This is a genomic window from Pedobacter sp., from assembly GCF_040513095.1.
Lineage (GTDB): Bacteria > Bacteroidota > Bacteroidia > Sphingobacteriales > Sphingobacteriaceae > Pedobacter.
Window position 1 is genome coordinate 38,677 of sequence record NZ_JBEVDX010000094.1, and the last position, 13,468, is coordinate 52,144.

The window sequence follows — 13,468 nt, forward strand, 5'->3', positions numbered from 1 at the left end:
CTCCGACCGGTTCAGCACCGGTTGTGACCCGGTTGGGGGCCGGACAATGTCCAGTCATTTGAGGTAAACAAATTGACAAGATTTAACCCACAAAAAAATGCCGGAAATTAATTTCCGGCATTCTGGTACAATTTGTTTCCTATAAAAAAGTTCTTAAAATGGCAGATCATCTTCTTCACCCGGCGCGTTGTTCAAATCTGCCGGTGGAGCATATTGCGGAGTTGAAGGGGCACCTGCCGCACTGTTAGTCAGTGCATTGATTCTCCAAACTACCAAACTGTTGAAATAAGAAGTTTTTCCAGTTTTATCAGTCCATGGGCGGCCACGCAGATTGAAGGAAACTTCTACATCATCACCAGTTTTTAAGCTGTCGAACAAAGCAGTTTTGTCTTGCAAAGCTTCAAACCTTATATATTCAGGATAAGTTGGGTTTTCCGCGTACTCAATGATGAGATCACGTTTTTTAAAAGTCTCGCTTACCTGTTGTAATGCACCGATTTCGTGCACTTTTCCTTTTAATTCCATAACAATACGCTTTTATTCTACTTACTAGTCCAAATCTCTATATTTTTATTGATAACTTCGCACAATAAATTATGCAAGTTTTCCACAACAAAAGTAAGGTGATCATCACCTGTAACAAAAGGCTCTCACCATACCTGGTGGAAGAAGTTCAAGCGCTTGGCTATGAAATCGTAAGAGATTTCCAGACAGGGGTTCAACTTAATATCACACTGACAGAATGTATAAAACTGAACCTCAATCTTAGATGTGCCAGTCAGATCCTATATTGTATCGGCAGTTTTAAAGTAAACAATCCCGAAGAACTTTACCGCGAGGTAGTGGATATTGCCTGGGAAGACCTGATCGATTTCGCAGGTTATTTTTCCGTTACTTCAAATGTTGACAATCCAACGATCACCACTCCGCTATTCACCAACCTGAAAGTAAAGGATGCGATCGTAGACAGGATCAAGGATAAAAAAGGTATCCGTCCAAATTCCGGATCAGATGCCAATAAAACTGTAGTCCATCTTTACTGGAAAGATGATGAAGCAGATATTTTTCTGGATACTTCAGGAGAAACACTTGCCAAACACGGATATCGTAAAATACCCGGAAAGGCCCCTATGCTCGAGGCTCTCGCTGCAAGTGTAGTGATGAGCACCAAATGGGATCAGAAATCACCTTTCATCAACCCGATGTGTGGTTCAGGGACCTTAGCTATTGAAGCTGCTTTACTGGCTACAAACCGCCGCCCGGGATTATTCAGAATGAACTACGGCTTTATGCATATTATAGGGTATGAAGAAGAAGTGTTCTTTGCTGAACGCCGCATCCTGAAAGACCAGGTAATTAAAAATGTTGACCTGCAGATCGTAGCTTCAGATTTATCTGAGGATGCCGTAGATATCAGCCGTAAAAATGCCAAAACAGCAGGGGTAGATACGCTGATCACCTTCGAAGTTTGTGATTTTGCAGACACTCCGGTTCCTGAAGGCGGAAAAGGCGTAGTTGTGTTTAACCCTGAATATGGTGAACGTCTGGGTGTGCACTCACAATTGGAACTTACCTACAAACGTATCGGTGATTTCATGAAAAAAGATTGTAAAGGATATAGCGGTTACATTTTTACCGGCAACCCTGACCTTGCTAAAAAGATAGGTTTAAAAGCATCCAGAAAAGTTGAATTCTATAACGGTAAATTAGATTGCCGCATGATGGAATATGAATTGTACGATGGCTCCAAACGTGCAGACGAAGAAAGGCCACAGCCAAAACCCTACAAAGCAGAAGAACAGGCCCGGTCAGCAGAACAACAGCCGGAAGATTAAACTCCGGCTTGCTCCGGCAGGGGAAACTGCTTCTGCCACATGGCCGCATAGGATGAATTGCGCCTGAGCAGCTCCGGATGCGTGCCTTCTTCAATAAGCTTTCCGTTATTCAGTACGCAGATCTGATCGGCATTTACCACTGTGCTTAAACGGTGCGCAATGAGAATGATCGTCTTGCCTTTCCCACGCAGATAAGCAATCGTTTTATAGATATATTCTTCTGCTGTAGAATCAAGTGAGGAAGTAGCCTCATCCAGTATAAGGATTTCAGGCTCACGGTATAAAGCTCTGGCTATTGCCAAACGCTGCCTTTGTCCGCCAGAAAGGTTTCCTGCGTTTTCGCCAAGCCAGGTTTCAAATCCATTGGGCAGTTTCTCAATAAACTCCAGGATATTGATCTCCCCGCAAATGCGGATAATCTTTTTCATATCGGGCTCCAGATCGCCAAGGGCAATATTGTCAATCACATTTCCGGCAAAGAGATGCACGTCCTGTGGCACCACACCTACAATCCTGCGGAGGCTGCTGTTTGTAATGTACTTTATGTCGAAATCACCAATCTGTATACTGCCCGACTGCAAGGAATAAATGTTCTGCAGCAGCGACAGCAGCGTGGTTTTCCCCGATCCGCTTTCCCCAACAATGGCGGTGATCTTGCCACGCGGGATCTGCAAACTGAAATCCTCAAAAACAGTGACCCTGGTACCATACCTGAAACCAACGTTTTTAAAGAGGATATCCCCCAGCATGTCTACCGTTAGATCCGTCTTGTTTTCCGTAGTTTCCCTTTCCAGGTCCATGATCTCAAATAGGCGGTCGGCTGCAATGCGGGCATCCTGTAAGACCTTGTTCATCCCAATGAGGCTAACTACCGGTCCTGTAAAATAGCCAATGATTGCATAAAATGAAAGCAGTTCCCCCGCAGTGATCATATTGGCTACCACGAAAGTTGCCCCTGTCCACAGCAGGATTACCGAGAACAAACTGGAGATAAATCCGCCGGCATTGCCCAGCCATAAAGAGTTCATGCCCGAAGTATAAATCGTCCGCAGTAAATTGACAAATCTGATTTCGGTCTTCAGATTGGTAAATTCTTCCAGTCCAAACCGTTTGATAGTACTTACAGCAGTAACAGATTCTACCAGCTGATTCTCCAGTTCTGCAGTTTTTTCCATCAGCTTCCTTTGGGTATGTTTGTTCAGCCTGTTGGAGAAATAATAGACGAGTGCATACAGCGGCACTACGATCAGCATGATCAACGCCAGTTTCCAGTAATAGGTAAACATTAGCGCAAATGAAAAAAAGATAATAAACACATTTACCGCAAATCCTACCAGTACATCATTGATGAAGGCCCTGATCTTTACTGCATCATTCATCCTTGAAATGATCTCTCCAACCCTCATCGTATCAAAAAACTGCTGGGGCAGTTTCAACAGGTGTTTATAATATCCCAGAATCAAGCGTGCGTCAATCTGCTGTCCGGTTTTAATGGTGAGCACTGTCTTTGCATGATTGATGAAGATCTGCAGGAGTATAATCCCGATCATTATCGTACCCATCAGGTTGAGCAGGTTGATGTTACCGTCGGGCAGCACATTATCTACAATTTTTTGAAGGAAAATCGAAGATGATAAACCCAGTATTGTATAAAATACTGATCCTGCCAGTACCTGCAACAATACTGAACGATGGGGTTTTAAAAGATAAAAGAACCGCTGCTCAATACTAATCTTTTCGTTTCCTGCAGAGAAATCATCTCCAGGCAGCAGTAAGACCAATATACCTGTCCATTTCTTTTTGAATTCATCCGGTCTAATCTTTTGCCTTTCCCCGTATGCGGGATCCATGATTTCGAGATGGGATGAAGTGATTTTATAGATCACCACATAATGCGCCATATTATTTTGGTTCACATGCGCAATCACCGGATGGGGGATGTTTGGCAGATTTTCGTACGTTGCCCTTACGCCTTTGGCTGTAAAACCTATACGGGCTGAGGCTTCTATCAGTCCCAGGATATTGGTGCCTTTTGTATCTGTAGATGCCATCTGGCGGATTCTGGCTATAGGCAGGTCCAGGTTGTAGTAGGCGGCTATAGAAGCTATGCATGCGGCACCGCAATCGGTCACGTCATGCTGCTTTACATTTGTCCTTTTGGTATTTTTTTTCAGGAAGAAATGTTTGCGGAAGATAGGTTCTTTTGAGCTCATGCGTTAATTTGTCGTTTGATTTGAAGTAACATTTGGGTTCAGCCAGTCGTCTGCTTTATCGTACAGCAGTTGAAAGAGTGTTCTCCGGGTAACAAAAAACCTGGCCTGTAAGGTCATTCCTTTTCGGATCTTGCCTACATAACCATTCTTAAGTGTTAGTTCATGCTGATCCAGGGAACACCTTACCTTAAAATAGGGCTGCTTTCCATTGTCGATAAAAATATCATTGGAAACAGAAATCACTTTGCCCTTTACCATTCCCCACTGGTTATAGTTATAGGCATCAACCTGGAATTTCGCATTCGTGCCTTTTTTGAGTAATCCTATATCCCTTGGCAGGACATAGGTTTCGGCAATAATGCCGGAATCCGGGGATATTTCGCCCAGCATTTCATTCGCTGCCACAAGACTTCCGGGCTGTATACCCTTCAGCTGCTGCACAGAGCCAGTTACGGCAGCTCTCAGAGTGTAGAATTCCTTTTCTTCCGAATATTGTCTGTTTTGTGAGTTGAGTTCACGGTTTTGGATTTTAAGCGCATTAAATTCTGCCTGCCACTTACTCCCCTGATCTTCTCCAATCAGTGAAAGTTCATTAAAGATGTTATCAGCCTTAATTTTCGCATCTTCATATTCCTGTGACGAGATGGCTCTGCGCTGATAGAGATAAAGATAGCGGTCGAAATTTCTCTGTGCCATCTGATACCTGGATCGTGCTTCTGCCATGCGCTGCATGAAATAGCTGTACTGCTGCCCGTATAAACCTGATTGGAGCACCAGCTTACGGGACCATCCATCTCCTCTGCTGGCGGCAATCAAGGCGCTGAGATCACTAAGCTGAGCCCTTATATCATGCTGCTGCAGGGCTGCCATATCATTTTTACCTTCCAGGGATTCCCGCTTCATTGTGAAGAGCACCTGGCCAGCCTTTACACGGGTATTTTCGGTGATAAATACTGAATCTATCCTGCCAGACACCAGAGATTTAATCTCATTGCGTTCTGATACGGGACGAAACAATCCGTTACTTTTTACATTGACATCTACTTTTATGAAGAACAACCCAAGAAATGCAGCAAACAGCAGCACCAATATTGCCTGGTAAATAACAGTGGTTCCTGAGCGATGGGTCTGAAAATGGAATTCTGCGGTGTTCTCAACAATTTCCTGGGGAAAAATGTATTGGTCTTGATTCATATAGTTTCTTTAAAATGTGACGCAGATGCTTTTCCTGACCCGGGAAGATGAAAAGCAAAAGGGAGAAATCTAATGTTTCTCCCTTTGTTTACCGGGTGTTTAGTTCAAACGGTCGGTGCTTAGATACTCAGGTTAAGACCCTTCAAAAGGCTTCCTAAATTAAGCCCGCCAGTCAGGTTGGTAAGTGGTCCTGTAGCCAGTAAAGCTGTTACTCCTGACTGTGAGTTTACACTCAGCGACAATAGATTACCAATAGTTACCGGACCAACAAGATTACCCTGGATCAGATTGGTACCACCTAATAATGCGCCACCGTTAATTTCTGTCATTTCATTTTGGTTCAACTCTTGAAAATTCATACGTTTTTTCATAAATTTTGGTTCATGCCTACTATCTTTCAGGTTTTCGGCTACTCCTGGATAAACTTAAAATACTGGTGCTATCTCAAATAATAGAACGAGAAGATGATTTGACAGGATTTTTTTTTCAGAAGTTATGGAACAACCTACAGGAATAGATTACCCCTTGTGGTTGTGGCTGTTACATCAACTTTTAGGCGTTATAATACGTAAGCAAATCACCCGTATCAATTGATACTCAGCCCCTATTTAATGATAAAATAAAAATATAGAAATCCGCCACTTTAAATATTTCGTTAATTACCAAATCCGATTTAAAAAATTAGATTATGAAAGACCCAATTGATTTAAAACCAAAAGTTGTAGCAGGCAACATCAGAAAGATTAGAGAGTATAGAAATTATACACAGGATTACCTTGCGGCCAAACTGTCGATTTCGCAGAACGCCTACAGCAAAATTGAACTGGGATATAGTAAGATTACTCTAGACAGGTTATTTCAGATTGCCATCATACTTGATATTGAAGTGATGCAGCTGATCTGTGTAGATCACAGGGTAACTGTTAAACTGGATCCGCCTGCAACCGATACGTTGAAATTTAAGTCCAGTTAGCTTATCTTTGGTCCATGCAGATGGACTTTGATACTGTAGTAGAACAAACGATTGCTTTCGTAAAGGAAACCCTTGCCCAGGCCGAAGCCGGCCATGACTGGTTCCATATTGAGAGAGTTTATAAAACGGCTTTAAACATCAATGCAGAGGAAAACGGAGATTTGCTCACCGTAACTCTTGCTGCATTGCTGCATGATATAGCCGACAGTAAATTCAATAATGGAGACGAAGAAATTGGTCCGCTAACGGCAGGAAATTTTCTGCGTGGACTGAGCATTTCGGCAGATGTAATCCTGCATGTGCAGCAGATCATCAGGAACCTGAGTTATAAATCCAGTTTATCAGGCGTAAGTTTTCAATCTCCGGAACTGGATATTGTCCAGGATGCCGACCGCCTGGATGCCATTGGTGCGATTGGTATCGCAAGAGCTTTTACCTATGGGGGCTTTAAAAATAGGACAATGTATGACCCGGCTATTCCCAGCATGCCTAATCAAAGTAAAGAAGCATATAAGAATTCCACCGCCCCTACCATCAATCATTTTTACGAAAAACTGCTTCTCCTTAAAGACCTGATGAAAACCAGCGCAGGGAAAAGACTCGCACAGCAAAGGCATGATTTCATGCTGCTTTACCTTGATCAGTTTTATGCTGAATGGGAAGGGAGATAGTACTCTCCTCAGGAGTGCTTAAAAGCTAAATTAAATAGCAATAAAATACTATATTTGTTAGCAAATATAGTATTATGTCTGAACGCATTAGAGAAAAACTCAATATCCTGGCTGACGCAGCCAAGTACGATGTTTCCTGTTCTTCCAGTGGCGGAAGCCGGAAAAACAATAATAAGGGCTTGGGAGACAGCCATGCTTCCGGCATATGCCATACTTATACTGAAGATGGACGATGCGTTTCGCTCTTAAAGATCCTGCTCACTAACCATTGTATATTTGATTGTGCCTATTGCGTGTCCCGCAAAAGCAACGATATTGAGCGCGCAGCTTTCACCGTTGAAGAAGTGGTGGAGCTGACAATGAATTTTTACCGCAGAAATTATATCGAAGGACTGTTCCTTAGTTCCGGGATTTTTAAGAATGCCGATTTTACGATGGAACGCCTGGTAAGGGTTGTTAAAAAATTAAGACTGGAAGAGCGGTTCAATGGTTATATCCATCTTAAAACTATACCGGGGGCAAGCGACGAACTGATCAGGGAAGCAGGTTTGTATGCTGACAGGATGAGTATTAACCTGGAAATGCCAACCGAAAGCGGTCTGAAACTACTTGCACCTGATAAGAGCCATCAGGATGTGATCAAGCCTTTAGGGTTTGTACAAAACCAGATTATTCAGTTTAAAGAAGAACGCAAACTAATCAGAAGTGTGCCTAAATTTGTGCCTGCCGGGCAAAGCACACAAATGGTGATCGGTGCTACTCCTGAAACTGATAAAGATATTATGCATACCGCAGATGCTTTTTACAGGAACTTTTCATTAAAAAGAGTCTACTACTCCGGATATATCCCCATCAGTAACGACAGCAGGATGCCAGTGTTGGGTACACAGCCCCCACTGATCCGTGAAAACAGGTTATATCAGACAGACTGGCTCATGCGCTTTTATGGGTTCCATGTAAATGAATTGCTAAATGATGCAAACCCCCACCTGGATATTGATATTGATCCGAAATTAAGCTGGGCGCTGCGTAACCTCCAGCACTTTCCTGTAGATATCAATGTAGCAGCTTATAAGGTAATCCTGCGTGTCCCGGGTATTGGTGTAGGATCAGCAAAAAAGATAGTGCAGGCCAGGAAGTTTGGAAAACTCCGCATCGATCAGTTGCAAAAAATCGGCGTAGCCTACAACAGGGCCAAACATTTTATCAAATGTGCAGATAGCCCCTATGAGCTGAAGGATTACCAGGGTACCCAAATCAAATCGTTTATTCTCGCTGAAAGCCAGAGTAAATATATTAAAAACGACACCAGTCAGCTTATCCTGTTTTAATATGGAAACCTACGTATTTGACGGTAGCCTGGAGGGATTGCTTTGTGCGGTGTTCGAATGGTTTGAGCGTAAGCCGGGCCCTGTTCGGCTGGTAAGCAAAGCCGCCTTTCAGCCTGATGCTTTTTCTGTGCACCTGGATATTTTTTCTGAAGAGCGCAAGGCCGACAGGGTATGGAAAGGACTGCAGTCAAAATTACCAAAAGGATGGATCCGAAGGCTTTATTGTACGTACCTTGCAGAAACAGAACAGGCCTATACAGCAGTATTTGAATTTGCCTGTTATATTTTTTCTGCCGATCCGGGAGCGGAAAACAATTATGGAAATCCCTATGTCCTTGCCATCAGCCAGACGGCAATAAAAGTGGAGCGGGAAAAACACAGGATGGAAGCATTTATCCGCTTTCAGCAAACTGCGGATGGTATATTTTATTGCGGAATAGATCCTGATTTTAACGTCCTGCCGCTGATTATGACCCATTTTAAAAACCGCTATGCCGATCAGCAATGGATCATTTATGATATCAACAGAAAATACGGATTGTTTTATGACCTGGAGAAGGTTGAAGAAATCAAAATGGAATTTAACGGACAGCAGAATCTCCTCAAACCTTCCGCTGCTGCTTTATCCGACAAAGAAGGTTTATATGCTGTACTATGGAAAGATTATTTTAAAAGCGCAAATATAGTAGCCAGAAAAAACACTAAACTGCATGTGCAGCATGTACCAAAAAGGTATTGGAAATATCTGACAGAGAAACAGCAATAATTGTAAATATTATAGTTAGCATTCACATGGCTAATGTAGGAATATTGTAAAATTTACTCGTAAATTGCCTTCATGAAGTTAAGTGTACTGGTTCTCATTACTGCCCTTGCGGTCGCGCTTTCAATAGCCTTGGTAAATTTTCATTTTCAGCAAAGCTGGTATTACCTGCTTGTCTCATTTGGGATATCTTTTGCCACCAGTTTTATCCTGTTTTATTACCTGCTGGAAAAATATATCTATTCTAAAATCAAGCTGATCTATAAGCTGATCCATAACCTCAAACTGGGTAAAGATCTGAAAGATGCACTCGGAGAATATGTAAGTTCTGATCCGATCAACGATGTTGAACAGGAAGTAAAAGAATGGGCCGGTGCCAAGAAAAACGAAATCGACTTACTGAAAAAACAGGAGCAGTTCAGAAAAGAGTTTCTGTCTAATGTTTCGCATGAATTTAAGACTCCGCTATTCGCTATACAGGGATATATCGAAACCTTGCAGGACTGCCTGCTGGACGATCCGGAAATGGCTGTGAAATTTCTGCAGAAGGCAGAAAAGAACGTTGAACGCCTCAGTTACCTTATCAACGACCTCGACTCCATTTCTAAACTGGAATCTGGTGAAATACCTATCGACTATCAGAAGTTCGATTTTGTGCTGCTGGCCAAAGAAGTAATGGAAGGGCTGGAGGATAAAGCTAAAAAAAGAAACATCTCACTATCCTTTAAGGAAAAGTATACACACCCTGCATTTGTAAGGGCAGACCGTGAAAAAATCCGTCAGGTAATGATCAACCTGATTTCCAATTCTGTAAAGTATGGTAAAGAACGTGGTTCAACGGCAATCAAGATTTTTGAATTGCATGACCAGTACCTTATTGAAGTAACAGATGACGGAATTGGAATCGACGAGAAACATCTTTCCAGATTATTCGAGCGCTTTTACAGGGTAGATTCTCACCGTTCGCGCGAGGTAGGCGGAACCGGACTGGGCTTAGCCATAGTGAAGCATATTCTTGAGGCCCACGAACAGATTATTTCGGTAAGAAGTACCCTGCAAATCGGTACAACATTTGCGTTTACGCTACAGAAACTGGGTTAAATATTTGAGAAATATAAGGGATATGTTAACACTTAACATTAACTTAACATTGCCTTACTACTTTTGTACCATATTTTACAGTCAACATGAATAACATCTTTAAGTTCTTTACACCCAAAGACAAAAAGTTCCAACCCCTTTTTGAACAAGCCGGAAATAACGTTTTAAAAATCTCTGAGGCGCTTTTTCTTGCATTGAGCACGAAAGACTGGGAAAAGAGAAAGGAATATATCAAAGAAATTGAGCGTTTAGAACACGTTGGAGATGATATCACCCACTCTATATTTTTAGAACTCAGCAAAAACTTCATCACTCCGTTTGACAGGGAAGATATTCACGCGCTGGCAAGTGCCGTTGATGATATTGCAGATTATATTCATGCCTCAGCTACAAATATTGAATTGTACAATATCAAGAACATTGGTGATGCAATGATCAAACTGGCAGAACTGCTGGTAGAGATGTGTACAGATTTAGACAAAGCGATCAGGGAACTGAGAAGCTTTAAAAATATCCGTGTCATCGCTGATGCCTGCGTACGAATCAATAGCGGTGAAAACCAGGCTGATTACGTATGTAATCTGGCTATTGCAAGATTATTTGAATTTGAAACCAATGCGATTGAACTGATTAAGCAAAAAGAAGTTCTGCAAACACTTGAAATGGCAACAGATAAATGTGAAGACGCCGCAAATGTGTTGGAATCTATCCTGGTTAAGAACGCTTAAAAATCATAAAAATGGTAACTACCTTATTGGTTGTTGTAATAATACTGGCTATTGGTTTTGACTATATCAATGGTTTTCATGATGCGGCCAACTCTATCGCCACCGTCGTATCTACAAAAGTTCTCACGCCATTTCAGGCGGTACTATGGGCAGCCTTATTTAATTTTGCTGCTTATTTCTATTTTACTGACCATAAGGTTGCCAACACGATCGCTAAAACGGTACTGGAAGAATATATCACCTTGGAGGTAATCCTTGCGGGGCTTGTAGCCGCTATCTTATGGAACCTCTTTACCTGGTGGTATGGTATTCCTTCAAGTTCCTCACATACACTGCTGGGCGGCTTCGCTGGCGCAGGTATGGCTAAGGCTGCTTCAGTGGGCGCAAGTGCCATGGCAGCGATAAACTTCGCGCCAATCCTAAAAGTCGTTGCATTCATTGTGCTTGCTCCGGTAATTGGTATGTTTATTTCAGTGATCATTTCTATCATCCTGCTGCATCTCGCTAAAAATGCCCGTCCATCGGTTGCGGAATGGTGGTTTAAAAAATTACAGCTGGTATCATCTGCAGCATTAAGCTTTACGCATGGTGGAAATGATGCTCAGAAAGTAATGGGAATCATCTATGTAGCCATGGTTGCTTCAAATGTCCTTAAAACAGGTGATGCGATGCCAGAATGGATTCCTATTTCATGTTATGCAGCGATTTCGCTGGGTACCATGAGTGGTGGATGGAAGATCGTTAAAACAATGGGTTCCAAGATTACTAAAGTGAATGCTTTTGAAGGTGTAGCGGCAGAGACTGCCGGTGCGGTGACTCTGGGATTAACCGAACATTTTGGTATTCCTGTTTCTACTACTCATACGATTACAGGATCTATTGTAGGTGTTGGATTACTGAAAAGGGTTTCTGCAGTGAGATGGGGTGTTACAGTCAATCTTTTATGGGCATGGGTATTGACGATACCGGTTTCCGCTACGCTTGCCGCTGTTATTTTCAGTATCATACACTTGTTCTTTACATAGAATATTTACTAAATCAAGTTATAATATGGATGCCGGAAATTAATTTCCGGCATTTTTTTGCAGTTTGATTTCAGTGTTTTCTGTTGTTAATTTAAAAAGCAACAGTATAACTGATCCTGGCGCCAGCAGTATTTGGCTGCTCCCATTTAGGGCCTTCTTTGATCAGCCGGATGGCTTCCTCATCAAATTCCTTTGCAACAGCTTTCTCTACCTTAATATCTGAAGGATTGCCTTCAGCATCAATCAGGAAACTGAGTTCCACAAATTTACCGGCGCTGCCGTCTTTACTTAACTTATTATGGTCAGTGATATAACTATCAAGGCTGGCCCAGCCCCCGATCGGAGCAGACGCTACAGGCATAACTGATGTTATCCTGGCATTTACTTTACTGGCTGCTGCTTCAGCAGTTGCAGTATCCTGTTTGACCGACGCGATGTCTGCTGACAATGCCGCACCTTCCTGTATCGGCTGGTTCTCCATTTTCCTTCTGGGACTGATCTGCCCAACACCAGGATCTCTTTGAGCAGCTGTAATTGAAGCATCTGTCAAAGCAGAATTACCTGAAGGCGCATTCGCAGCATAACTTTCGTTGTTAGCAGAATCTACTGCAGCAGGCGACGGCGCTATATTTACCTCTATATTTTTGGGCTGATTTTTAATTTTTGTAAGCTCTGTACGGCGTTCCTGCTCACGCATAAAGAAAATGATGCTTACTGAGATAAACATCACTGCAGCAGCGGCAGCAATGCTAAGGCGCTGCCAGGTGTATACACTTTCTTTTTTAGTTACCAGTTGCTGGCCAATACGCTCATACAGCTGTTTCTGCAGCAGGGACACATTTTGAGAAGCACGTTTAGGCGATTCGCTCAATCCGGCAAGGGCCTGCGCTACAAAAGGATCTTCGAGCGCCTGCTTCTCAATCCGGTGCATAGCTTTGCTGTCAAGCTTACCATCCAGGTAATCTTCCAGTAATTCTATATCTAACCAATTGTTATTCACTGCTGTTTTTCTCTATACAAATTTTTAAGTTCCGCTTTCCGTTCTGAATATAGCTTTTTACTTTGAGCATTTCATAACCTGTAATCTCGGCAACTTCCTTATAACATTTCTCCTGCAGGTAAAACAGGTCTACACTGATCTTCTGTTCTTCGGGAAGCGTCTGCAAACATTTCTCCATGATGGTCAGCTGCCTTTCTTTGGCATCTTCGATATCAAGATGCACAAAATCGGCATTTTCCACAAATACATCATCAATAGATACGGTATCGTGTTTGGCCATCTTCCGCAATGCCATCAAACAATGGTTCCTCGTCAGCACATGCAGCCAGCTTTTAAAATTCTGTACTTCATGCAGCCGCAGCTTCATTACCAGTTCCTCAAAGATCTGCATTACTGCATCCTTACTGGCTTCCTCGTCTTTAAAATAAGACAGGCACACGCCATAAACCAGGTGCATGTACCGATTATACAGCACACCAAGAACCTCCAGGCTTCCCGTACTTTTGTACTGGGCTAGAAGCACTGCATCATCCTGGTCCTTAATTCCGGCTGTATTCTTTATAAATTTCAAAGTATAGATGGAGGAAAATTCTTTTCAAGTATAAAAATATTTTCTGACACCTTTACTGAAATT

General features: G+C 42.5%; 14 protein-coding genes. 8 read left to right on the plus strand and 6 right to left on the minus strand.

Going from position 1 to position 13,468, the window contains the following annotated elements:
• Positions 1-153: 153 nt before the first annotated feature.
• Positions 154-525, minus strand: a complete 372-nt coding sequence (locus ABWY16_RS11350) for a DUF3127 domain-containing protein (RefSeq protein ID WP_353904761.1) — start codon at positions 523-525, stop codon at positions 154-156.
• 71 nt (positions 526-596) lie between these two features.
• Here ABWY16_RS11350 and ABWY16_RS11355 point away from each other — a divergent pair, with 71 nt between their 5' ends.
• Positions 597-1,835: a THUMP domain-containing class I SAM-dependent RNA methyltransferase gene (locus tag ABWY16_RS11355; protein WP_353904762.1), complete on the plus strand. Its 1,239-nt coding sequence runs from the start codon at positions 597-599 to the stop codon at positions 1,833-1,835.
• Here the strand turns inward: ABWY16_RS11355 and ABWY16_RS11360 are convergent.
• From ABWY16_RS11360 to ABWY16_RS11370, 3 genes are all read right to left on the minus strand, one after another.
• On the minus strand, positions 1,832-4,048 hold the full coding sequence (locus ABWY16_RS11360; RefSeq protein WP_353904763.1) for a peptidase domain-containing ABC transporter: 2,217 nt from the start codon (positions 4,046-4,048) through the stop codon (positions 1,832-1,834). The genes ABWY16_RS11355 and ABWY16_RS11360 overlap by 4 nt on opposite strands.
• 3 nt (positions 4,049-4,051) lie before the next feature.
• Positions 4,052-5,242 (minus strand): HlyD family secretion protein, encoded by a 1,191-nt coding sequence (locus tag ABWY16_RS11365; RefSeq protein ID WP_353904764.1) that lies wholly within the window; start codon positions 5,240-5,242, stop codon positions 4,052-4,054.
• Positions 5,243-5,361: 119 nt separating this feature from the next.
• Positions 5,362-5,571 (minus strand): hypothetical protein, encoded by a 210-nt coding sequence (locus tag ABWY16_RS11370; RefSeq protein WP_353904765.1) that lies wholly within the window; start codon positions 5,569-5,571, stop codon positions 5,362-5,364.
• Between the two features lie 359 nt (positions 5,572-5,930).
• On the opposite strand from ABWY16_RS11370, the gene ABWY16_RS11375 reads away from it, so the two are divergent.
• From ABWY16_RS11375 to ABWY16_RS11405, 7 genes are all read left to right on the plus strand, one after another.
• Entirely contained in the window at positions 5,931-6,215 is a 285-nt protein-coding gene (locus ABWY16_RS11375; RefSeq protein WP_353904766.1) for a helix-turn-helix domain-containing protein, read from the plus strand.
• Positions 6,216-6,229: 14 nt separating this feature from the next.
• Positions 6,230-6,886 (plus strand): HD domain-containing protein, encoded by a 657-nt coding sequence (locus tag ABWY16_RS11380; protein WP_353904767.1) that lies wholly within the window; start codon positions 6,230-6,232, stop codon positions 6,884-6,886.
• A gap of 74 nt (positions 6,887-6,960) precedes the next feature.
• The gene (locus ABWY16_RS11385) at positions 6,961-8,217 is read left to right on the plus strand and encodes a putative DNA modification/repair radical SAM protein (RefSeq protein ID WP_353904768.1); all 1,257 of its coding nucleotides are present in this window, start codon (positions 6,961-6,963) and stop codon (positions 8,215-8,217) included.
• Position 8,218: 1 nt separating this feature from the next.
• Complete coding sequence (locus ABWY16_RS11390; RefSeq protein WP_353904769.1) at positions 8,219-8,983, plus strand: TIGR03915 family putative DNA repair protein; 765 nt, start codon at positions 8,219-8,221, stop codon at positions 8,981-8,983.
• A gap of 72 nt (positions 8,984-9,055) precedes the next feature.
• Positions 9,056-10,081 (plus strand): sensor histidine kinase, encoded by a 1,026-nt coding sequence (locus tag ABWY16_RS11395; protein ID WP_353904770.1) that lies wholly within the window; start codon positions 9,056-9,058, stop codon positions 10,079-10,081.
• An 86-nt stretch (positions 10,082-10,167) separates the two neighbouring features.
• Positions 10,168-10,809, plus strand: a complete 642-nt coding sequence (locus tag ABWY16_RS11400) for a DUF47 domain-containing protein (protein WP_090555533.1) — start codon at positions 10,168-10,170, stop codon at positions 10,807-10,809.
• An 11-nt stretch (positions 10,810-10,820) separates the two neighbouring features.
• On the plus strand, positions 10,821-11,834 hold the full coding sequence (locus tag ABWY16_RS11405) for an inorganic phosphate transporter (RefSeq protein WP_353904771.1): 1,014 nt from the start codon (positions 10,821-10,823) through the stop codon (positions 11,832-11,834).
• 91 nt (positions 11,835-11,925) lie between these two features.
• Here the strand turns inward: ABWY16_RS11405 and ABWY16_RS11410 are convergent, their stop codons facing one another.
• Together ABWY16_RS11410 and ABWY16_RS11415 are read right to left on the minus strand one after the other, a co-directional pair.
• Positions 11,926-12,834: an energy transducer TonB gene (locus ABWY16_RS11410; RefSeq protein ID WP_353904772.1), complete on the minus strand. Its 909-nt coding sequence runs from the start codon at positions 12,832-12,834 to the stop codon at positions 11,926-11,928.
• Positions 12,827-13,405 (minus strand): RNA polymerase sigma factor, encoded by a 579-nt coding sequence (locus ABWY16_RS11415; protein WP_353904773.1) that lies wholly within the window; start codon positions 13,403-13,405, stop codon positions 12,827-12,829. The genes ABWY16_RS11410 and ABWY16_RS11415 overlap by 8 nt, the downstream gene beginning before the upstream one ends.
• Positions 13,406-13,468 lie beyond the last annotated feature (63 nt).

Bases quoted from the DNA above. Each gene is read 5' to 3' on its own strand.
- ABWY16_RS11350 (WP_353904761.1), bottom strand. From the start codon at position 525: ATGGAATTAAAAGGAAAAGTGCACGAAATCGGTGCATTACAACAGGTA.
- ABWY16_RS11355 (WP_353904762.1), top strand. From the start codon at position 597: ATGCAAGTTTTCCACAACAAAAGTAAGGTGATCATCACCTGTAACAAA.
- ABWY16_RS11360 (WP_353904763.1), bottom strand. From the start codon at position 4,048: ATGAGCTCAAAAGAACCTATCTTCCGCAAACATTTCTTCCTGAAAAAA.
- ABWY16_RS11365 (WP_353904764.1), bottom strand. From the start codon at position 5,242: ATGAATCAAGACCAATACATTTTTCCCCAGGAAATTGTTGAGAACACC.
- ABWY16_RS11370 (WP_353904765.1), bottom strand. From the start codon at position 5,571: ATGACAGAAATTAACGGTGGCGCATTATTAGGTGGTACCAATCTGATC.
- ABWY16_RS11375 (WP_353904766.1), top strand. From the start codon at position 5,931: ATGAAAGACCCAATTGATTTAAAACCAAAAGTTGTAGCAGGCAACATC.
- ABWY16_RS11380 (WP_353904767.1), top strand. From the start codon at position 6,230: ATGCAGATGGACTTTGATACTGTAGTAGAACAAACGATTGCTTTCGTA.
- ABWY16_RS11385 (WP_353904768.1), top strand. From the start codon at position 6,961: ATGTCTGAACGCATTAGAGAAAAACTCAATATCCTGGCTGACGCAGCC.
- ABWY16_RS11390 (WP_353904769.1), top strand. From the start codon at position 8,219: ATGGAAACCTACGTATTTGACGGTAGCCTGGAGGGATTGCTTTGTGCG.
- ABWY16_RS11395 (WP_353904770.1), top strand. From the start codon at position 9,056: ATGAAGTTAAGTGTACTGGTTCTCATTACTGCCCTTGCGGTCGCGCTT.
- ABWY16_RS11400 (WP_090555533.1), top strand. From the start codon at position 10,168: ATGAATAACATCTTTAAGTTCTTTACACCCAAAGACAAAAAGTTCCAA.
- ABWY16_RS11405 (WP_353904771.1), top strand. From the start codon at position 10,821: ATGGTAACTACCTTATTGGTTGTTGTAATAATACTGGCTATTGGTTTT.